At 63.7% G+C, this 20,804-nt stretch carries 15 protein-coding genes; 9 read left to right on the forward strand and 6 right to left on the reverse strand.

What is annotated here, in order from left to right:
- Positions 1–20: 20 nt before the first annotated feature.
- Entirely contained in the window at positions 21–572 is a 552-nt protein-coding gene (locus tag VSR68_RS04975; RefSeq protein WP_342938725.1) for a thioredoxin family protein, read from the forward strand.
- A gap of 77 nt (positions 573–649) precedes the next feature.
- On the opposite strand, the gene VSR68_RS04980 is transcribed toward VSR68_RS04975, so the two are convergent.
- Both VSR68_RS04980 and VSR68_RS04985 read right to left on the reverse strand, forming a co-directional pair.
- Positions 650–1,663 (reverse strand): D-cysteine desulfhydrase family protein, encoded by a 1,014-nt coding sequence (locus tag VSR68_RS04980; RefSeq protein WP_342938726.1) that lies wholly within the window; start codon positions 1,661–1,663, stop codon positions 650–652.
- 414 nt (positions 1,664–2,077) lie between these two features.
- Complete coding sequence (locus tag VSR68_RS04985) at positions 2,078–3,589, reverse strand: CoA-acylating methylmalonate-semialdehyde dehydrogenase (protein ID WP_342938727.1); 1,512 nt, start codon at positions 3,587–3,589, stop codon at positions 2,078–2,080.
- Positions 3,590–3,694: 105 nt separating this feature from the next.
- On the opposite strand from VSR68_RS04985, the gene VSR68_RS04990 reads away from it, so the two are divergent.
- The 3 genes from VSR68_RS04990 (at position 3,695) to VSR68_RS05000 (ending at position 9,407) form a co-directional block, all read left to right on the forward strand.
- Complete coding sequence (locus tag VSR68_RS04990; RefSeq protein ID WP_342938728.1) at positions 3,695–4,636, forward strand: LysR family transcriptional regulator; 942 nt, start codon at positions 3,695–3,697, stop codon at positions 4,634–4,636.
- Between the two features lie 553 nt (positions 4,637–5,189).
- A complete protein-coding gene (locus VSR68_RS04995) occupies positions 5,190–7,823 on the forward strand; it encodes a PAS domain S-box protein (RefSeq protein ID WP_342938729.1) in 2,634 nt (877 codons plus the stop codon).
- A 294-nt stretch (positions 7,824–8,117) separates the two neighbouring features.
- On the forward strand, positions 8,118–9,407 hold the full coding sequence (locus VSR68_RS05000; RefSeq protein ID WP_342938730.1) for an MFS transporter: 1,290 nt from the start codon (positions 8,118–8,120) through the stop codon (positions 9,405–9,407).
- 115 nt (positions 9,408–9,522) lie between these two features.
- Here the strand turns inward: VSR68_RS05000 and VSR68_RS05005 are convergent, their stop codons facing one another.
- Positions 9,523–10,578: a LacI family DNA-binding transcriptional regulator gene (locus tag VSR68_RS05005; protein WP_342938731.1), complete on the reverse strand. Its 1,056-nt coding sequence runs from the start codon at positions 10,576–10,578 to the stop codon at positions 9,523–9,525.
- Positions 10,579–10,682: 104 nt separating this feature from the next.
- Between VSR68_RS05005 and VSR68_RS05010 the strand changes: the two genes are divergently transcribed.
- The 3 genes from VSR68_RS05010 (at position 10,683) to VSR68_RS05020 (ending at position 13,419) form a co-directional block, all read left to right on the forward strand.
- On the forward strand, positions 10,683–11,516 hold the full coding sequence (locus VSR68_RS05010) for an NAD(P)-dependent oxidoreductase (protein WP_342938732.1): 834 nt from the start codon (positions 10,683–10,685) through the stop codon (positions 11,514–11,516).
- Positions 11,517–11,776: 260 nt separating this feature from the next.
- Complete coding sequence (locus VSR68_RS05015) at positions 11,777–12,079, forward strand: hypothetical protein (RefSeq protein WP_090873718.1); 303 nt, start codon at positions 11,777–11,779, stop codon at positions 12,077–12,079.
- A gap of 374 nt (positions 12,080–12,453) precedes the next feature.
- Positions 12,454–13,419 carry a hypothetical protein gene (locus VSR68_RS05020; protein ID WP_342938733.1) on the forward strand — a complete coding sequence of 322 codons (966 nt, stop codon included), beginning with the start codon at positions 12,454–12,456 and terminating at the stop codon, positions 13,417–13,419.
- 144 nt (positions 13,420–13,563) lie between these two features.
- Here VSR68_RS05020 and VSR68_RS05025 read toward each other — a convergent pair whose 3' ends face one another.
- Positions 13,564–14,421 (reverse strand): oxidoreductase, encoded by an 858-nt coding sequence (locus tag VSR68_RS05025; protein WP_342938734.1) that lies wholly within the window; start codon positions 14,419–14,421, stop codon positions 13,564–13,566.
- A 117-nt stretch (positions 14,422–14,538) separates the two neighbouring features.
- On the opposite strand from VSR68_RS05025, the gene VSR68_RS05030 reads away from it, so the two are divergent.
- Complete coding sequence (locus VSR68_RS05030) at positions 14,539–15,468, forward strand: LysR family transcriptional regulator (RefSeq protein WP_342938735.1); 930 nt, start codon at positions 14,539–14,541, stop codon at positions 15,466–15,468.
- Between the two features lie 512 nt (positions 15,469–15,980).
- Complete coding sequence (locus tag VSR68_RS05035; protein WP_342938736.1) at positions 15,981–17,426, forward strand: cyclic diguanylate phosphodiesterase; 1,446 nt, start codon at positions 15,981–15,983, stop codon at positions 17,424–17,426.
- Between the two features lie 36 nt (positions 17,427–17,462).
- Here the strand turns inward: VSR68_RS05035 and VSR68_RS05040 are convergent, their stop codons facing one another.
- Both VSR68_RS05040 and VSR68_RS05045 read right to left on the reverse strand, forming a co-directional pair.
- Entirely contained in the window at positions 17,463–18,836 is a 1,374-nt protein-coding gene (locus VSR68_RS05040; RefSeq protein ID WP_342938737.1) for a sigma-54 dependent transcriptional regulator, read from the reverse strand.
- Positions 18,826–20,709, reverse strand: coding sequence for a sensor histidine kinase (locus VSR68_RS05045; RefSeq protein WP_342938738.1), 1,884 nt, complete (start codon positions 20,707–20,709; stop codon positions 18,826–18,828). The genes VSR68_RS05040 and VSR68_RS05045 overlap by 11 nt, the downstream gene beginning before the upstream one ends.
- Positions 20,710–20,804 lie beyond the last annotated feature (95 nt).

Raw genomic sequence — 20,804 nt, forward strand, 5'->3', positions numbered from 1 at the left:
ACTCACTAAAGGACGCCGACATGTTCACCCGACTCAAGACCGTGACTACCATTGCCGCATTGGCCGCTATCGCTGCGTTGGGCACGATGGTCGCCAACAGCGGCGCTGCGACGACGATGCCCGTCGAACAGAACAAGCCCGCACCGGAATTCACGCGCATCGACAAATGGCTCAATAGCGAACCGCTCACGATGCAGCAGTTGCGCGGCAAAGTCGTGCTGGTCGACTTCTGGACTTATACGTGCATCAACTGCATTCATACGCTACCTCAGGTCGAGAGCTGGCATCAGAAGTACAAGAACCAGGGCCTCGTGGTAGTCGGCGTTCACACGCCGGAGTACCCGTTCGAGCGCGACACGAAAAAGGTCAGCACGGCCATCGCTCAATATGGATTGCACTACCCCGTCGCGCAGGACAACCAGTACGCAACCTGGAACGCGTACGGCAATCAGTATTGGCCGGCGTTCTATCTGATCGACAAGAAGGGACGCGTGGTCTATAGCCACTTTGGCGAAGGCGACTACGAGAAGACGGAAGCCGCCATCCGCGAACAACTGGCCAAAGCGGACTGACGAAGACCGGGCGTTATCCGTGGCGAGCGGAGCGGATAACGCTTGACGGCGGACTTGCTTGCGCTCGATGCATGCGGTTAAAACGCGCTCCGATATGCGTACAGCCCAGGCAGGCCGCCCGTCATCACGAACAGCACTTTCGAGCGTGGCGCGAATGCGTTGCTTCTGACGCTCTGTAAAAGGCCGGCGAACGCCTTCCCGCTGTACACAGGATCGAGCAGCAGACCTTCGACGCTTGCCAACAGTCGCACGGCTTCACGCATCGCATCGGTCGGCATGCCATAGCCTTCGCCGCGCTGGCCGTCCTCGACGATGACGCTTCCTTCCGGCAACGTCATGCCGGGCCGCAGCAGCGCAAAGGTTTCAGCCGCCTTTACCTGCGTATTGGACAACGTGTGCTCATGCGTCGCCAGAACGTTGTACGCGAGTACACGCGTCGGGTCTTCGCCCATCGCCGCCATGCCCGCGACGAGGCCGGCCTGCGTGCCGCCGCTGCCATTGGGCAATACGATGCGTTCGAAGGAAAGACTGGCGTCGTGTGCTTGCGCCAGGATCTCAGCGGCACACGCCGCATAGCCGAGGCATCCCGTCGCCGACGAACCACCGAGCGGAGCGAGATACACGTTGTGACCGGCCTGGCGCAACTCGTCCGCGCGTGTCGTCGCGAATGCCATCGCGTCGGCATTGCCCGGCAAATCGTGGATGCGAGCGCCCAGCAGCGTATCGAGCAGGATGTTGCCGTTATCGAGGTAGTCGCTGTCATAGCGTGGCACCGCGCGCGTCAGCACCAGTTCGCACGCGAGACCGGCCTTCGCAGCCGCAGCCGCCGTGAGCCGCGCGTGATTCGATTGGCGCGCTCCAACCGTGACGATCGTATCCGCGCCCTGCGCGATCGCTTCACCCATGAGGAACTCCAGTTTCCTGAGCTTGTTGCCTCCGCCGCCGAGCCCCATGAGGTCGTCGCGCTTCACGTAGATATCGACATCGCCCAGCGCCTTGCTCAAACGGCTCAGATGCTGAATAGGCGTTGGCCCTTCGATCAACGGGTAGCGCGGAAATGCGGTGAGATCGAGTGAACGCGGTGCCGACATGCTGATGTCTCCGGGCGTGATGTGTGTAGTGTCGGACGCATGTTATCCGAAAGTATGCTGCTTTCGCCGATGGAATCGCAGCGCGAATGCGTTCGTCGTCGGCAGGAATGCGCGAGCTTTGCAACACAGCTTTGAAACACTATAGGCGGTGCTCGTCGAGTGTCCAGCGACGAACGCGGTGTCGCGAAAGCGGGGTGCCGCTCGCGAGTGTCGCGCCATTGCGCACCACAGGGCCTATCGTCAGTCGCGTCAATGGCGATGTATCGGCGTTGCAGTTGGAACGCCGTGACCGACTCCATAGAGGATCGGGAATAATGCGGGCGCCACGTGTCATCTAACGTCAGATGAACCTATAAGTCTGGCGGCCCTCTTCTCTTTTGAGGGCCGCACCACGCGCAAAGATCGGATCGCGCGTTACGTCGCAGTCGGCATTGCGAACTCCGCGCCCTTTTCGATGCTCTCGGGCCAACGCTGCATGATCGACTTCTGCTTCGTATAGAAGCGCACGCCTTCTTCGCCATACGCGTGCGTGTCGCCGAACAGGCTGCGCTTCCAGCCGCCGAAGCCGTGCCATGCCATCGGCACGGGAATCGGCACATTGATGCCGACCATCCCGACCTCGATCCGGCGGCCGAATTCGCGGGCAATGTGGCCATCGCGCGTGAAGCACGCGACGCCGTTGCCGAATTCGTGCGCGTTGATCAGATCGACGGCTTCAGTGAAATCCTTCACGCGCACACAAGCGAGCACCGGCCCGAAGATTTCTTCCTTGTAGATGCGCATCTCGGGCGTGACGTTGTCGAAGAGCGTGCCGCCCGTGAAGAAGCCGTCTTCATGGCCGGGCACCTTCAGGCCGCGCCCATCGACGACGAGCGTCGCGCCTTCCTTCACGCCCTCGGCGATATAGCCTTCGATCCGCTCCAGCGCCTGCCGCGTGACGATCGGGCCCATTTCCGCATCGGCTTCCATGCCGTTCTTGACGATCAGATTGCGCGCACGTTCCGCGAGCTTCGGGACGATCTTGTCCGCCACATCGCCGACGAGCAGCGCCACCGAAATCGCCATGCAGCGCTCGCCAGCGGAGCCGTATGCCGCGCCGACGAGTGCGTCGATGGTCTTGTCGAGATCGGCGTCCGGCATCACGACCATGTGATTCTTCGCGCCGCCGAGCGCCTGCACGCGCTTGCCGTGCTTCGCGCCCGTCTCGTAGATATAGTTTGCGATGGGCGTCGAGCCGACGAAGCTCACCGCCCTCACGTCCGGATGCGTGAGCAACGCATCGACGACGATCTTGTCGCCCTGCACGACGTTGAATACGCCGTCGGGCAAGCCCGCCTGGTTCAGCAGATCAGCCATGAAAAGCGCTGCGGACGGATCGCGCTCACTCGGCTTCAGAATGAACGAATTGCCCGCCGCGATCGCCACGGGGAACATCCAGCACGGCACCATGCACGGAAAGTTGAACGGCGTGATCCCCGCGACGACGCCGAGCGGCTGCCGCGTCGTCCAGTTGTCGATGCCCGTCGAGACCTGCTCCGTGTAATCGCCTTTGAGCAGTTGCGGAATGCCGCACGCGAACTCGATCACGTCGATGCCGCGCGACACTTCGCCTTGCGCATCGGAGAACACCTTGCCGTGCTCGGCCGTGATGATGGCCGCGAGTTCGTCGCGATGCCGGTTCATCAATTCGAGGAAGCGCAGCATGACGCGCGCGCGGCGGATCGGCGGCGTATCGCGCCACTTCGGAAACGCGGCCTTCGCGCTCGCGACGGCGGCTTCGACATCGGCGGCCTCGCCCAGCAGCAGCTTGCGGGCCCGCGCGCCCGTCGCCGGGTTGAAGACGGATTGGCTGCGCGTTCCCGTTCCGTTGACTCGTTCGCCGTGGATGAAATGTCCCACGTCTGCGCTGTCGATATAGGCTTGCATGTCGGCTCCTTCGTGATTGGCGTCAGAAGCAGTGTATGAAGCAGCGCACGCGCTGGAAAGACGCTACCATTGAAATCAATGTTTTCTATGGTGAACAATCGCTGTATGGATACGCAAAATATCGAGGAACTCTGGACACATCTGCATTGGCTCACGATGCTCGCCGAACAGGGCACCTATACGGCGGCCGCCGCGCGCCTCGGCGTCAGCAAGGCGGCGATGAGCCAGCGCATCGCCGAGCTGGAGCGCGCAGCGGGCATCTCGCTCGTGCAGCGCACGACGCGCAGCGTCCGCCTGACGGAAGCGGGCCAGCAACTCGTCGACAGCACGCGCGGCCAGTATGCGCAGATCGCCGCCAGCTTCGCGCAGGTCCGCGAACTGTCGGGCGTGCCACGCGGACTGGTGCGCGTCACGGCGCCCGTCGCCTTCGCGCGGCAGCAGCTCGTGCCGAAACTCCAGGCGTTCCTGCTGGCCAACCCCGAAGTGCGCGTTCAGCTCGAAGTGTCCGACAGGCTCGTCTCGCTCGCGACGGAGGGCTTCGACCTCGCGATACGCCACAGCGCCGAACCGCCCGATACGCACGTGGCCTGGAAGCTCTGCGACACGTACTCGGTGATCGTCGCGACGCGTGCATATCTGCGCAAACGCGGCACGCCGAAGACGCCCGAAGACCTGGCCGCGCACGATTGCCTGTTCTATCCGCGTTCGACGGGAGAGCCGATGTGGTCCTTCGAGCGCAAGAGCGCGCGAAAAAAGGCCGCGCAGCTTGTCACGCTGCCCGTCAACGGACAGTTTTCGGCCAACAACAGTGAAGCGTTGCGGGACGCTGCAATCGAAGGCCTTGGCATTGCGCTGGTGCCCGACTTCACGGCTCAGGCGGCCGTGCAGGCGGGCAAGCTGGTCGTCGTGCTTCCCGACTGGCGCGTGACGGGCGCGTTCGCGGAACAGCTCTATATCTTGCGGCCGTATGCGTCGCATGTTCCGCGCGCGGTCGGACTCTTTGTCGGTTATCTGCGAGAGCGTTTTGCCGACGGGTTTCCCGTCTAGTCGCGTTATCGGCCGTTGCCGTTCGCGTATCGCGAGCATGAGCGCTATTTCGACCTGAGCGCTACTACTAAATCGGAGCGCTGCGAAGAAAGCGATATGGGTATCGGCGGTCCATATCGCCCAGTAGGTTCTTCGCGAAGCACTCCCGTCTCTCGTCTGTTTTCCATGCACGCTGACTGCTGCCTATGATGTAGCCGCTCTTCTCCGCATTGAATCTCCCGACTTATTTCACATCCGGCGCGCAGAACCGCCTCTTCGCGCGTTGCATCGCTCGCGGCGCGAACGGCATTCGCTTTTTATAATCGATCTGATTCGAATGCAGGCGCGCGCAACCAATTGTGCAATGGACGAAGTGTTGGACGAAGAGTTGGACGCAGGAAACCGCCAGCGTGTATAACCGTCGAAAGAGCGCCTCGCTTGTCCATGCACCGCGCATAGCCGGACTGCATGCACGGCGCCGTTGGGTGCATCGCGAAAGCCGGACGATTCAGGTACGGCGTCTGCGACGCTTTCTCAAGCGACCGCCTGCTGGCGTCGAACGGAGCCGCCGACGATGAATGGCAGTCAGGATCGACAGATCGACATCACCGATATCGCCGCGCAACTCAATTGCGAGCGCTCGGCCAATACGCGGCTGCGCAAGCTGATCGACGCGCACTCGCGTATCGCCGCCGCGAAGCTCGACCTCGACCGCTTCCTGTCCCTCGTCACCGATGCGCTGCTCGAACTCGTGCCCACCGCGCATGCGTCGGTGGTCGAATGGGTAGAGGGCGACGAGATGGTGTATCGCGCGTGCAGCGGCACGATTGCGCATCATGTCGGGCTGCGCCTTAAGCGCGACGGCAGCCTGTCGGGATTGTGCTCGCGCGAAAAGCATCTTTTGTACAGCAGCGATACGTCGAACGACCCGCGCGTCGATGCGCAGGCGTGCGAGCGTGTCGGCGCGATGTCGATGGTGGTCGCGCCGCTGCTCTATCACGCCGAAGTGGCAGGCGTCGTCAAACTGATGTCGGGCAGGCGCGACGGGTTTTGCGCCGACGACGTCGAAACGCTGGAGCGCATTACGTCGCTGGTCGCATCGGGCATGGCGCATCAGCGCGTGTTCGCGGAGAACCGCGCGCTCATCGAACAGAATACGATCACGATCGCGCGGCTGCGCACCGAAATCAGTCTGCGCGAAGCCGCGGACAGCAAGCTCGAAGCATCGCTGCTGCGCCGCCGGCTCGTGCTCGATACGACGCACGACGCATTCGTGTGCACCGACACGGACGGCATCATCATCGACTGGAACGACGCGGCGACGCGCACGTTCGGCTATGCGCGCGATGCGGTGATGGGGCGCGCGATACTCGACACGCTGTTTCCGGCGCGCTGCAATTCGCATTACGCCACGCTCGACGTGTTCAAGCTCGCATCGGAGCGCGGCGCGGAAAGCGGCACGACAGGCGGCACGACAGGCGCAATAAGCGGCTCGGGAAGCGGCGGCTCGGGAAGCGGTGCCGAAAAGAACGCGAGCAAAGATTCGAGCGGCCACGCGAGCCGCAGCCGCACCGAGCTTGTCGCGCGCCGCATCGACGGCACGGAGTTTCCCGCCGAAGTGTCGATGTGTCCCGTGCATTTCGACGGCCGCGTCGAGCTTGCGTATTTCGTGCGCGACGTCACCGAGCGCTTCAACGCGCACGAACTCGACAAGCGCTTTCGCGTGCTCGTCGACGCGATCAAGGACTACGCGATCACGATGCTCGACGCGCAAGGTCATATCACGACGTGGAGCGCGGGATCGACGCAGGTGATGGGCTATCAGTCGCATGAAGTGATGGGCGAACCGGCGGCCTTGCTCTACACGCCCGAAGACGTCGCCGCAGGCAGGCCGCAGCGCGACCTGGAGCTTGCCGCGCGCGAAGGCCGCATCGAAGTGGAAGAGTGGCGCGTGCGCAAGAACGGGACGATCTTCTGGGCGAACGTCATCACGACGGCGCTGCGCGATCCGAACGGCACGCTGCACGGGTTCGCGAAGATCACGCGCGACATGTCGCGCCGCCGCCGGCTCGAAGAACTCGAAGCATCGAGCCAGCGGATGAGCCAGTTCCTCGCGCTGCTCGGACACGAGTTGCGCAATCCGCTCGCGCCGCTGCGCAACGCGGTCAGCATGCTGCAATTGAAGTCGGCGGATCATAGGGCGTATGTGCCCGAGCACGAACTGATCGACCGGCAACTGTCGCATCTCACGCGGCTCGTCGACGATCTGCTCGACGCAGGCCGTGTCACGCTCGGACGCGTGCAGATCGAGCCGAAGCCGGTGTCGATGCAGGCCATCGCGCAGTTGAGCATCGAAGGCAGCGCGCCGCTTCTCGCCGCGCGAGGACAGACGCTGAACGTATCGCTGCCCGATGCGCCGATGCACATCGAAGGCGATCTCACGCGCATGGTCCAGGTGGTGCAGAACCTGTTGAACAATGCGTCGAAGTTCAGTCCGGAGGGCGCGTCGATCGGCATGCACGTGTTCCGCTCGGGCCGCCTCGTCGCGATCCGTGTCGAGGACTCGGGGCGCGGCATCGATCCCGCCGCCATCGACGCGATCTTCAATCTCTTCGTGCAGGAAACGCCGACGGAAGAACAGGCGAACAAGAGCGGGCTCGGCATCGGCCTGACGCTTGCGCGCGCAATCGTCGATCTGCATGGCGGGCATATCGAAGCGCACAGCGAAGGCCGCGGCAAGGGAAGCGCGTTCACCGTATGGCTGCCCGAATACACGCAGACCGTCGCCGACGAAGACACGCATGATGACAAGCCGGCGCCCGCGCAGCACGCCGATCTGAAGGTGATGGTGGTCGACGACAACATCGATTCCGCCGATAGCATGGCGACGCTTGTCGGGGTGCTCGGTCACGAAGCGCATGCCGTCTATGACGGCGAGGCCGCGATCGAATGCGCGCAGACGCTGCAACCGAATCTCGTGCTGCTCGATCTGTCGATGCCCAAGATGACGGGCTTCGAAGCGCTGCCGCATATCCGCAAGGCGCTTGCGACGCCGGGCACGATCATCGCCGCGATGACGGGGCTCGGCACGAGCGAAGACCGCGCGAAAACCGAGGCCGCGGGCTTCGATTTGCATCTGACGAAACCCGTCGGCTTGCCCGAACTCGAAAACGTGTTGCAACTGGCCGTGACGCACGCTCGCGATTGAAGCGCCCCGCGCGGTCCAGACAGCAAGCGATTTGTCGCGCTCCTTAAAGAAAACGTTTAACTTTTCTTGCCTCTGAACAACACCTCCACCGCGCCCCAACGCGCACGGCATAGCTGAAAACACGTACTAGCCAAGCGGTGCCAAACCCTCTATTCTTAGAAAAACGTTTTCCAAAGCAGACGGAAACACGCCCGCACGGCACGCCCGCGCCGCGTGATGCGTTCCGTCCCGGTGCTCGTCGCCGGCCATGAAAAAGACGCGGCGCGACGAGCGGCGCCGCGAACGGAGACATACATGCAATCTGCCGTCGTCGGCGTCGTGCGCGTCGCCAGCCGCTTCCGCTGGACCGTCTGTGCGCTCCTCTTCTTCGCGACTGTCATCAACTACATGGACCGGCAGATTCTCGGTCTGCTCGCGCCGCTGCTCCAGCATGAAATCGGCTGGACGCAGGTGCAGTACGGCCGCATCGTGATCGCCTTTTCCGCGTTCTATGCGATCGGGCTGCTGTGCTTCGGACGCGTCGTCGACTGGCTCGGCACGCGCCTGTCGTATGCGGGCGCGATGCTCGTATGGAGCGTGGCCGCGATGCTGCACGCGGCCGTCGGCTCGGTGATGGGCTTCGCGGCCGTGCGCGCGCTGCTCGGCATCGGCGAAGGCGGCAACTTTCCGGCCGCGATCAAGACCACGGCCGAATGGTTTCCGCGCCGCGAACGCGCGCTCGCGACGGGCATCTTCAACTCGGGCGCGAACATCGGCGCGGTGTTCGCGCCCGCGATCATTCCGCCCATCGCGGTGATCTACGGCTGGCGCGCGGCGTTCATCATCATCGGCGCGATCGGCATCGTGTGGCTGGCCGCGTGGCTCGCGATCTATCGCCCCGCCGAGCGCAGCGTGCAAGACGAGGCCTTCGACGAACCGCGCGACGAAGTCGAAGCGCTCGACGCCCGCAACGCGAGCGCCCGCGCGCCCGGCTGGGGCGAACTCATCAGGAAGCGCGAGACGTGGGCGTTCCTGATCGGCAAGTTCCTGACCGATCCCGTCTGGTGGTTCTATCTGTTCTGGCTGCCGAAGTGGCTCAACGAGTCGCGCGGCATGGACATGCAGCACATCGGCCCGCCCCTCGTCGTCATCTATGCGATCACGACGGTCGGCAGCATCGGCGGCGGCTGGATCTCGTCGACGCTGCTGCGCAAGGGCTGGAGCGTGAACGCCGCGCGCAAGACGGCCATGCTGATCTGCGCGTGCTGCGTGCTGCCCATCGCGTTCGTGTCGCAAGCCGAGAACCTGTGGGTCGCCGTCGGCATCGTGGGTCTTGCTGCGGCCGCGCATCAAGGCTGGTCGGCAAATCTGTTCACGACGGCATCCGATCTCTTTCCGCGCCGCGCGCTCGGCGCCGTGGTCGGCATCGGCGGGATGGCGGGCTCGATCGGCGGCGTGCTGTTCTCTGAAGTGATCGGCCAGGTGTTGCAACGCACGGGCCACTACTGGGTGCTGTTCGCGATCGGCGCGCTGGCCTATCTGCTCGCGCTCGCAATCATGCACGCGCTGACGCCGCGCATGGCGCCCGCGAAGCTCGATGCATGAGCGTACATGGCGTGCGATCCGTGCATGGCGCGCGATCTGTGCGACCCGTGCGTCGCGCGCAAGCCGCGCCGTATCGCGCGGCGCGCATGCCGGAACGAAGCGCGCGAGTCAGACGTCAGCCGCAAGCTGCCGTCGACTCGCGCACGATGAGGCGAGGCTCGAACATCGAATGCTCCGCATCGGATCGACCCGCGAGTCCGTCGATCAGTTTCTGCATCGCCAGTTCGCCCATCTTCTCGCTTTGAATGTCAATGGTGGTCAGCGCGGGCGCCGCGTATTCGCCGTAAGGCACGTTGTCGATGCCCGTCACCGACACGTCGCGCGGCAGCTTGAAACCCAGCGACGCCGCCTCTTTCATGAAGCCGAGCGCGATCAGGTCGTTGTAGCAGATCACCGCCTGCGGCCGCTGCGGCCCGAGCATCACGCGCGAGCATGCCTGCTCACCCGCCTTCGCCGTCGGCGCATGGGCGTCGTGCACGTCGAGCGTGAGCCCCGCTTCATCGAGACATTCGCGCGCGCCGCGAATGCGCTCGTCGTTGATGCGTGCCTGGCCAAAGCCGAGATAGGCGATGCGCCGATGCCCGAGATTCAGCAGATGCCGCGCGAGCATGTATGTCGAGAGCCGGTTGTCGATGCCGACGCTCGGAATCGACAGACCTGGGCTGCGCCGCAGGAGCACGAGTGGCTTGTTGAGATCGAGCATCCACTGCGACTCTTCGTCGGGCATCCGCGAACTGACGATGAGTCCGTCGACGCGCTGCGCAAGCGCTTCGATCAGCGATCGCTCGCGCGCCTGGTTCTCTTCGGTATCGACGAGCAGCAGCGTGTAGTCGTGCTGGAGCGCGATGCGGTTCGCGCCCTTCACGACGTTCGTGAAGTGCGGATTGCTGATATCGAGGATCGCGAGGCCGATGGTGCGCGTGCGCCCCGTGATCATCGAGCGCGCGAGCGGATTCGAACGATAGCCGAGCCGCTCGATCGCTTCCTTGAGCCGCGCTTCGACAGCAGGAGAAAACCGCTGCGTGCCGTTCATGTATTTCGACACCGTGGCAACCGATACGCCGGCCTCGACAGCGACATCGCGAATCGTCGGGGAAACTTTTTTCATGCGAAGGGTAACGTTTTCTTTTCTCGTGAGGCGATTGTCGCAGAAAACGCATACGCGGGACATGCCGCGTTTCCCTTTACCGCTTGCAAGTGCGGCGATTGACGCGCCGTCGCCGTCACCCTTATAGTTTGGAAAACGTTTTCCTTATCTAACTCGAAGGAACCTCAATGAACGAATCATCCGCTGTGCGGCGCAAGCCGTTCCGTCGTCTGCTGCTGACGGGCGCGGCCGGCAACCTTGGCCGCCAGGTGCGCGGCGCGCTCGCCGATTGGGCCGACATCGTTCACGTGACCGACATCGTCCCGCACGGCGATGCGGCCGCGCACGAAGAAACGAGCGTCGTCGATCTCGCGGATCGCGAGGCGGTGATGCATATGGTCGAGGGAGTCGACGCGATCGTGCATCTCGGCGGCATTTCGATCGACGCGCCCTTCGACGATCTGCTCGAAGCGAATATCCGCGGCACGTACAACCTGTACGAAGCAGCGCGCAAGCACGGCGTGAAGCGCATCGTGTTCGCCAGCTCGAATCACGCGATCGGCTTTCATCCCGTCGCCGAAGTGCTCGACGCGGATTCACCGCATCGTCCGGACAGTCTGTACGGCGTGTCGAAGTGCTTCGGCGAATCGCTGTCGCGCTACTACTACGACCGCTTCGGCATCGAGACGGTGTGCGTGCGCATCGGCTCGTCGTTCGAAGAGCCGAAGAATCCGCGCATGCTCGTCACGTATCTGAGCTATCGCGACTTCATCGAACTGGTGCGCTGCTCGCTGTTCACGAATCGCGTCGGCCATGTGGTCGTCTACGGCGCATCCGACAATCCCGTCAAGTGGTGGGACAACACGAAGGCCGGCTTCCTCGGCTTCCGTCCGCGCGACAGCTCCGAGCAATTCGCGGAACGCTTCCCCGTCAGAGCGCCGACAGCCGAACGGGATGACCCGGCGCAGCGCTTTCAGGGCGGCGCATTCGTGCTCGGCGAGCCGCTCGCGCGCGAGCGTTGAACGTTGAATGGCCGTCGAACGGCAGTTGAATGGCTGCTGAACGGCCGTTGAACGATCGTTGAACGGCTGCCCCCGTCGCAGCGCATCAAACCATAGAGCGCAAAAAAGGGGCGTGCGGCAAGCGCGGCACGTCCCGTCGAAGTCCCCCTGAAACGCAGTCAATCTCCGCCAACCGTTCATTGCATAGCCGCAATCGAATTGCCCCCACAGTTTCGCAGCGTGTACCATGTGACCAGGGCAAAACCCAGTGGAGCATGATCATGGACAGGCACGCCGTGCATTACCGTCGCCATCTCATCATTCCACTAGCGTCCGTCGGCGTCCGCGGCTACGCTGCCAGCGTATTCGTCACGGGTCCAAGCGGACGGCGCAAAGCCTTTGGAATCCTCGGCTATTTTTCTTCCGAGGAAGAGGCGATTGAGTACGCGACGTCATGCGCGAAAGCGCGCATCGAAGGAAACCGGATGCCGGGCTTGCCGCGCAAGCTCAGTGCCGTCCGGCACTGGTTCATGCGTCACGGCATGCGTAGGCCGGGACTGTCCGACCCCACCGCGTGGGATTGATCGGACAAATGCGCGTCGAGCGGCGCGCGTCGTCGACATGTAAACTAAACCGAAGCGTTCGATAATCGGGAGGCTTCGACTGGCTCGCGGCATCGCGTGCGTGGCCGTCAACGCCCTTTTGAGAAGGTTTCGTTCTTCCGATATCGCTCGTCTGTTCCAACCTCATCAGGTCCGCCAATGGCTGGCTTTCGTCTGATGATAGGCGTGGGCAGTCGTCTATGATGGCTGCTCTCGTCGCTGAACGACTCGCACGTATGATGAATACCAGTAAAGTTTTGATGATCCTCGGAGGGCTTCTCGTCGGCGCGGCAGGCACGTCGTACATGATGCTTCTCCAGGCAGATCACCGCGCAGCAGATGAAGCGCGAGCCGGCATGGATGACTCGTCCTTGCAAGCTCCGAGCGCCAATTCCCGCGTCGGCGACAATCAGGTGACGCAAGGCAGTATCGATTCGTCGCAAGCGTCCGGTGCGATCACGAAGGGGGCTTCGATCCCGCCTTCGGTTGCACAGCAGCCGGCTGCGCCTGCTCCAGCGCCTGCGCCCGCGCCTAAAAAGGCCGCGCCAGAATCGGCTCCGCCTGCCGCGCAAGCGATGACTCAGCCGCAGTCGGCTCCGCCTGCCCCGCAAGCGATGACTCAGCCGCAGCCTGCCGCGCCTGCCTCGCAAATGACAGCTCCGCAGCGGCCCGCCGAGCCTACCGTGCAAGCGTTGACGCAGCCGCAACCGGCTGCACCGGCTCCGCAAGCAACTGCGCCCGCGCCGCAGCCCGCCGCGCCTGCCACACAAGCGATGGCTGCACCGCAACCGGCTGCTCCCGCGGCGCAATCCGCGCCTGCGCCGCGACCCGCTGCACAACCGAAGCAGGCTCCGTCTACGGCTGTCGCGTCCGTCAATTCGCGGGATTCGTCGCGCGTGAAGGTGTCACCCGCGCCGCGCGCGCAGCGTGAACGCGACGATCTGGATCGACGCGTGATGACGCTCCAGGGCGCAACGCCGGAAACGGAACAGTTGGTCCGGGAATCGGCCAAGCTCGATCCTTCGCTGCCGGCGCCGGACATGTCCGCGCTTCGTTCGACCCCGGAAGTGCACGCGCCATATCAATCGAATCCGCCGATGATCGGGACCACGGGTCAGCCGGCGCATGAGTCGAAGGCCGATCCCGCGTTGCCGCCGCCGGACACGACGGCCACTCGCGCCGCAATGAGCCGCGCCGCGACGACGGACCAGCCGGTCAGCTCGAGGTCGGGCACGCATTCGAACCCGGTTGCCGCTGCAATGACGGATCAACTGGTCAAGGGTTCGGCCATGCTCGATCCGTCGCTGCCGCCGCCGAAGTAAGCCGGCCAGCGCCGATCACGCGATCGGTGCAACGCGAACGCAAACGCATCGGCGCCCCCTGCTTTCGCAGCGGGCGCCGATTCATTTCCGTGCCGACAAACCAATCGTTCACCGGTCCATTAACGACCGACGACCGGTCGCGACTCAGACAGCGAAGTCGGTCGATTGCGACAACGCCTTCCACGTCTGCGTTTCCGCCGTCACATACGCGTTCTTGTCCGCGATGGCTTTCAGCGTGTCCGTGCCCAGCGGCAAGCGCAGCGGCGGCGTTTGCGCATCCGCGAGCGTGACGAGCGCGGTCGCCAGTTTCTCCGGATCGCCGGGCTGGTTGTGGTTCATCCCGACCGCAAAGCGGCGCACCTTGCCCGACGTGTCGTCATAGTCGTCGATGATGTCCTTGCCGACCACCAGCGACGACGCATCGAGGAAATCCGTGCGGAAGTAGCCCGGCTCGACGACGGTCGCGTGAATGCCCAGCGGCGCCAGCTCGGCGTGCAGCGCTTCCGTGATGCCTTCGACGGCGAACTTCGTCGAGCTATACACGCCGAATCCCGCCGCCGCGCGATAACCGCCAATCGACGACATGTTGATCACGTGCCCCGTGCGTTGCTTGCGCATCACGGGCAACACGGCGCGCGTCACATTCAGCAGACCAAAGACGTTGGTGTCATACATGCGGCGCACGTCGGCGTCGCCCGATTCCTCGACGGCCGCGAGCAGGCCGAACCCGGCGTTGTTGACGAGCACATCGATGCGCCCGAACTTCTCGACGGCCGCCGCGACGGCCGCTTTCGCTTGCGCCTCGTCGGTCACGTCGAGCGCGACGGGCAGGAGCGCGGGCGATTTGCCGAGACGCTCGACGATCGCGTCGATCTTGCGCCCCGCTGCGACGACGGCATTGCCATCGGCCAGCGCAGCCTGCGCGATCAGCGCGCCGAGGCCGCGCGATGCGCCCGTGATGAACCAGACGCGCTTGAACTGCTGTTTCGTGACGTTGTTCATGATCTGCTCCTTCGTTCGTGGTGAAAGTGAAACGAAGGATAGGACGTCCGATTCGCACAAACTAGCCGTGTATTGCTAGACTGATAATCAACGTTTATTTGCGAATCGGAGCTACCGATGAACGAGGTCCGCGCGATTTCGATTTTCGTCCGCGCCGCGACGCTGGGGAATTTGCGCAAGGCGGCCGTCGATCAGGGCATCTCGCCGCAAGCGGCCAGTCACGCGGTGATGCAACTGGAAAAGGCGCTGGGCGTGCGGCTGTTTCATCGGACGACGCGCAAGCTGAGCCTGACGGAAGAGGGACAACGGCTGCTGCAAAACGTGGAGCCCGCGCTCGCGATACTGTCGTCGGCCATCGACGACGCCCGCCACTCGAAAGAGGAAGTCGCGGGACCGCTGCGCGTGAGCGCGCCGAAGGCGTTGGGGCGCGCGGTGCTGTGGCCTTCGATCCTCGAATTCGCGGCACTCTATCCGGACGTGCAACTGGACGTGCGCTTCGACGATCAATTCACCGATCTCGTCGCCGATCGCGCGGATGTCGGCTTTCGCGGCGGATCGCCGCCTTCGGGCGGCTCGATCGCGCGACGCCTGCTTCCCATTCAGTTGATCGTCTGCGCGTCGCCAGACTATCTCAAACGGCACGGCAAGCCGAAGACCGTCGACGATCTCGACGCGCATCGCTGCACGAGCTATCGCCGCGCGAACACGGGCAAGCAGGCGCCATGGGAGTTCCTGATCGGCAACGAGATTGTCTATCGCGAGATTGCGGCGGCGCTGTGCGCGAACGATATCGACGCGGAAACGGAAGCCGTGCTCGCAGGTCTCGCGATTGGCCAGCTAGGCAGTTTCTCGGCTGCGTCGCACATTCGCGGCGGACAGCTCGTGCCCTTGCTCACGCAACACGTGACCCAGCGCGAGTCCATCTACATCTACTACCGGCATCGCACGGAACAGCCGTTGCGCGTGAGAACGTTCATCGATTTCATGATCGAACGGCTCGCGAACAACAGGGACTTCTTTCTCGATCCGTCCGAATTGCGCGCTTGATTGCGTCCCGAGCGCGCGCGAATAAAGACGCGAAAAAATGTTCGATAAAGTCATTCCCGGCTCATTCCGGCGATGCCAAACGACTGAATAAGAATTCCGGAAGTGAGTTCACGGCTTCCATATCGCGTATGCATAAAAGCACAAATGCACTTTAAACCGGAGATAAAGTTCTTATCGCGGCCTTTTAAAGTGACGCGGCAATTCGCATCGATCAGGAATACCGACGTATTGCCCTGTTTATCAGTGTGCTGGTACAAAACATGCGAATGGTTCGCGTGCTATATTGGTCCGATTATCACAACCGCACACGCAATGCGGTGAGGCGAACCGCGCATGTCTGCAATTCCGTATTACCGCCGGACCCCGATGTGAGAAAGCTTTTCGCTTTTCACAAACCCGCATTTACCGGACGTGGACTTACCCCGACGCTTGCGCTCATCGTCGCGGTGGCGTGTGGAATATGCGTCATAGCAACGGCCGTCATCTGGGGAAAGCACGCCGGCGACGAATCTGTGCGGGAGCGCGAGAGCCTGATCGCGCGCGACATGGTCGTGTCGATCGATCGCATACTCGACAACGTCGTCACGCGGCGGCGTGTAGAACTGCGCGGTCTTCCCGGGCAATCGTGCGCGCTCGTCGCGCATCGTCTCGCCGAATTGAAGACCTACGTTCACTATGTGCGCGCGATCAATCTCGTCGCGCATCGGCGTCTATATTGCTCGTCGGCACTCGGGCCGATCGACGTTCCGCTGTCGGACTATCTGAAACCGGCGCCGTCGGGTATCTCAATCGGACTGGCAGCCGGCACGTTCAATCAGCCTGATACGCCCGTGTTGCCGTTGTATGTCTCGACAGGGCCCGACACAGGCTTGCTCTACGTCGTCGAGGCAGCCTATCTCTCCGATACGCTCGCGCACGGCGTGCGCTATGAAGCGGATCACGTCGTCCTCGTCGTGTCCAATGCGGGCGCGCTGAACAACAGCGGCAACATGATTCCCGCCGACAGCGCAGCCGCGCGGCGAGGCACGCGCGCATCGTCGACGCGCTGGGCCTTCTCGATCGCCGTCGTCGCCGCGCAGGAATTTGTTTCGCAGATGCACTGGAAGTACGGTTTGCTGGCAGGCGCAGCGGCCCTGCTCGTGAATCTGCTGATCGCCGCCGCCTGGCTGATCGCGTTCGCTCCGCGCCGCCTGATGCTCGCCGCCGTGCGACGCGGCCTGAAGCACGGACAACTTCACCTCGCGTATCAGCCCGTCGTCGAAATCGCGACGCGCCGCATCGCAGGCGTTGAAGCACTGATCCGCTGGACGCATCCGAAGTGGGGCCCTGTCAATCCCGGCGTATTCATGGTCGAAGTCGAGCGCAGCAGCCTGCTGCCTCGCATCACGCGTTTCGCGCTCGAGCACGCGTCGGATGAAATCGCGCAGAAGACGAAGGTCCGTCCGCTACGCCTTGCAGTGAACATCGCGCCGATGGATCTGGAGCGCGACGGCTTCGTCGCCGACGTGCTGGCCGTGAACCAGAAGCTCCCCGACGACATCACGCTCGTGCTCGAACTGACCGAGCGGCTGTTGCTCCAGAAACATCCGCGAACGGAAGCGATTTTCCAGCGCCTCAAGGCGCACGGCGTGAAGTTCGCCATCGACGATTTCGGCACGCAGCACAGCAATCTCGATCTGCTCGGCCGTTTCCCGTTCGATTACGTGAAGATCGACGGGCAGTTCGTGCGGCAGATCGACAAGAAAGGATACGAACTGATCCGCGCGATCGCTGGCGTGGCCAGGCATTACGGCATGGAAGTGATTGCCGAAGGCGTGGAAACAGCAGCCCAGCACGAAGCGCTGCGCAGCCTCGACATTCCATTCGGGCAGGGCTATTTCTATCAGCGCCCGGTGCCCGTCTCCGCGCTTTTCATCGATGCCGATGCGGCATCGCAAGGCGCTAGCGTCGTTCCATAGAACGGCGTCACTGCCAGGACATGCTGTCGGCTCGCATCACGTGTCGATCTCTTCGCCTTGCGCATCGCGCGCCGCAATCTTGAGCTGACGCAGCTTGTGATAGAGCGTCTTCTTCGGCATGCCGAGCGCGTCGCTCGCATCGGCGACGTTGCCGTGATGACGGCGCAGCATGTCTTCGATCAGCATGCGCTCGAAGTACGCCATCTGTTCCGCGAGCGTGCCGCCTTTTGCGTCGCCCTTGTTCGGATCGCTGCCTTCCGTCAGCAGACTGTCGCCCGTCAACCCGAGCACGAAGCGGTCCGCGACGTTCTGCAGTTCGCGCACATTGCCCGGCCACTGATGCGTCATCAGCTCCGACACCTGCGCCGCCGACACGATGGGCGCAGGCTGCCCGAACCGGCGCGCGGCCGCGAGCACGAAATGCTCGAACAGCAGCGGCACGTCTTCACGACGCTCGCGCAAAGGCGGCAGTTCGATCTGCGCGACGTTCAATCGATACAGCAGATCCGCGCGAAAACGTCCGTCGGCGGATAGCTCTGCGAGATCGGCCTTCGATGCCGCGATCACCCTGCAATCGACCGATATCGATTCGTTCGCGCCCAGCCGCTCCAGCGTGCGCTCCTGCAACACGCGCAGCATCTTGATCTGCAGCGCGACGGGCATCGTTTCGATCTCGTCGAGGAAGAGCGTGCCGCCGTTCGCCCACTCGATCTTGCCGACGCGCTTCTTGATCGCGCCCGTGAACGCGCCCGCTTCGTGGCCGAACAGTTCGCTTTCGAAAATCTGCTCCGGCAGGCCGCCGCAATTGAGCGCAACGAAATGGTTATCGCGCCGCCCGCCGAAATCGTGCAGACTGCGCGCGATCAGTTCCTTGCCCGTGCCCGTCTCGCCTGTGATCAGCACCGACACCGACGTATCGGCGAGACGCAAGATTTTCTTGCGCACGTCGGCCATCGCGGGCGACTTGCCGAGCACCATCGCCTCGATGCCCTGCCAGTTGTGCAGCGCGGCCCGCAAGCCTTGCACTTCGAGCGTGAGCCGCCGCTTCTCGACGGCGCGCGCCACGCGGCCCGCGATATGGTCGGAAGAGAACGGCTTCTCGATGAAGTCATATGCGCCCACCTGCATCGCGCCCACGGCCGTCGATATGTCGGCGTGCCCGCTGATCAGCACGACAGGGATCTGCGAATCGATCGCCATCACCTTGTCGAGCAGTTGCAGTCCGTCGATGCCCGGCATCCGCACATCCGAAACGATCACGAGCGGCGCGCGCGGTACGACTTCAGCGAGCGCGTCTTTCGCCGACGCATACGCGCTGACGGGAAAGCCCGCCAGCGCAACCGCCTGCTCGACGCCGAAGCGAACGTTCTCGTCGTCCTCGACGACGAGCACTCGAATCTCATCTCCCATGAGCCATCCTCTGCGACGTCGCCGCCGCGAATTCGATAGTGAATTGTGCGCCGCTGTGTGGCTGGTTCGCAGCGGTGATCTTCGCGCCGAAGCCTTCGACGATGCGCGACGTGATCGCGAGCCCCAAGCCGAGTCCATGCCCGCGCGGCTTGGTCGTGACGAACGGCTCGAACAGATGCGCGAGCACTTCGGGCGCGATGCCCGCGCCGCTATCGGCGATCGTGAAGAGCACGCGCTCGCGTTCGTCGGGCTCGCCGGCGGCGATCGTGATGACGCGCTTGTCCTGGTTGCGCACGGCATCGAGCGCGTTGCCGAGCAGATTCACAATGACCTGCTGCAACTGGCTCGACTCCGCCCACACCATCGTTCCCGATGCAATCTTCACGTCGAGTCGCACGTCTTCGTCGCGAATGCGCGCATCGTAAATGAGCCGTGCATGCGCGACCGCTTCGTTGAGCGACACCGCGACGCGCTCGACCTCCGGCTTGCGCGCGAACGTCTTCAGTTCGGCCGTCAACACGGCCATGCTCTCGACGAGTTTCGCAACGCGTTCGAGATTCGCGACGGCCTGCGCCGGCTGGTTGCGCTCGAAGAAAGTGCGTGCGTTATCGCACAACGTCCGGATGGCGACGAGCGGCTGATTCAGTTCGTGCGTGAGGCCCGCGGCCATCTGCCCGAGCACGGCCAGCTTGCCCGCGTGCACGACTTCCTGCTGCGTATCGCGCAGACGCTGCTCCGTGCGCTTGCGCTCGACGATTTCCCGCTGCATGCGTTCGTTCGTCGCCGTCAATGCCGCCGTGCGCTGCGCGACGGTGATCTCGAGCTGATCGTTCGCGCGACGCAACGCATCTTGCGCGTTGAGCTTTTCGGCGATCGTCCGGCGGCGCTGGATCGCGTACAGCGTATAGAGACCGGCGATCAGGAAGGCGCCCGTCACGAACGCGAGCGCAAGCTGCTGCTGATGCCGCGCGCCCGCGACGTCGAGCAGCACCATCACCGAATCGCCCGCTTGTGGCGCGGACCGCGACATCGCGAGAAAGCGCGTCGTCTTGCCCGGACGCCGCCAGTCGGGAAAGCGTCCGAGCCACGCGTTGCCGTTCCAGTCGCCGACGCGTTGATATGACAGCGCATCGACGTTGCGGCCCGCGTATTGACGCGAAGCCTGAATCTCGCGCTGCTGCTGCGCGGTGATGGGCCGCAGCGCGGTGAACTTCCACGCGGGCACTGTCGAGATGACGACCACGCCGTTGCCGTCGATGACCATCGCCGCTTCGCCGGGCGTGCGCCATGCGGATTCGAGCGCATCGACGCTCACCTTCACGGCCGCCGCGCCGATCGGCTTGCCCGCGTCGCGCACCGCGCTCGCGAAGTACAGCCCGGGCATGCCCGTGTTCGTGCCGATGCCGAAGAAGCGCCCCGAGCCGTGCGCGAGCGCGTCCTTGAAGTACGGCCGATACGAAACGTTGGTGCCGACGAAGCTGAGCTTCTGGTTCCAGTTGCTCGCGGCGATCACGGAGCCTTGCAGGTCGATCACGTCGACAGCGAGGCTGCCCGCATCGTCGCTCACCGCTTCGAGGTAGGTGTCGACTTCGTGCAGCAGTTCGGGCGACGCGACGGGGCCCGCGCCCAGCAACGCGCGCACGCTGTCCTGCCGTGCGACGATGGCGGGCATCATCTCGAAGCGGCCTAGCTCGCTCTTCAGGCTCGCCGTGTACAGGTCCAGCCGATGCGCGCCGACTTCAGCGAGCGCATCGATCGCGCGGTCCCACGCAAACTCGACGGCCGCCGCAGCCACGCCGAAATACAGCGCGGCCGCGGCGGCCCATCCCCACAACGGTATCCCTCTTATTCTCACGCGCACGTTCAGCCTCATCGGTACGCAATGCCTGTTGGCGAAAGGCGCGTGAGCCGCGCTCGACACCCGGCGACGCCCGCGCCGCGCGTTGCCGCATGGTCGGGCCGCGTCGG

Source organism: Paraburkholderia phymatum (genome assembly GCF_038900715.1).
GTDB lineage: Bacteria > Pseudomonadota > Gammaproteobacteria > Burkholderiales > Burkholderiaceae > Paraburkholderia > Paraburkholderia phymatum_A.

Bases quoted from the DNA above. Each gene is read 5' to 3' on its own strand.
- VSR68_RS04980 (WP_342938726.1), bottom strand. From the start codon at position 1,663: ATGTCGGCACCGCGTTCACTCGATCTCACCGCATTTCCGCGCTACCCG.
- VSR68_RS05010 (WP_342938732.1), top strand. From the start codon at position 10,683: ATGAACGAATCATCCGCTGTGCGGCGCAAGCCGTTCCGTCGTCTGCTG.
- VSR68_RS04995 (WP_342938729.1), top strand. From the start codon at position 5,190: ATGAATGGCAGTCAGGATCGACAGATCGACATCACCGATATCGCCGCG.
- VSR68_RS05015 (WP_090873718.1), top strand. From the start codon at position 11,777: ATGGACAGGCACGCCGTGCATTACCGTCGCCATCTCATCATTCCACTA.
- VSR68_RS05005 (WP_342938731.1), bottom strand. From the start codon at position 10,578: ATGTCCCGCGTATGCGTTTTCTGCGACAATCGCCTCACGAGAAAAGAA.
- VSR68_RS04985 (WP_342938727.1), bottom strand. From the start codon at position 3,589: ATGCAAGCCTATATCGACAGCGCAGACGTGGGACATTTCATCCACGGC.
- VSR68_RS05040 (WP_342938737.1), bottom strand. From the start codon at position 18,836: ATGGGAGATGAGATTCGAGTGCTCGTCGTCGAGGACGACGAGAACGTT.
- VSR68_RS04990 (WP_342938728.1), top strand. From the start codon at position 3,695: ATGGATACGCAAAATATCGAGGAACTCTGGACACATCTGCATTGGCTC.
- VSR68_RS05025 (WP_342938734.1), bottom strand. From the start codon at position 14,421: ATGAACAACGTCACGAAACAGCAGTTCAAGCGCGTCTGGTTCATCACG.
- VSR68_RS05030 (WP_342938735.1), top strand. From the start codon at position 14,539: ATGAACGAGGTCCGCGCGATTTCGATTTTCGTCCGCGCCGCGACGCTG.
- VSR68_RS05000 (WP_342938730.1), top strand. From the start codon at position 8,118: ATGCAATCTGCCGTCGTCGGCGTCGTGCGCGTCGCCAGCCGCTTCCGC.
- VSR68_RS05045 (WP_342938738.1), bottom strand. From the start codon at position 20,709: ATGAGGCTGAACGTGCGCGTGAGAATAAGAGGGATACCGTTGTGGGGA.
- VSR68_RS05020 (WP_342938733.1), top strand. From the start codon at position 12,454: ATGGATGACTCGTCCTTGCAAGCTCCGAGCGCCAATTCCCGCGTCGGC.
- VSR68_RS04975 (WP_342938725.1), top strand. From the start codon at position 21: ATGTTCACCCGACTCAAGACCGTGACTACCATTGCCGCATTGGCCGCT.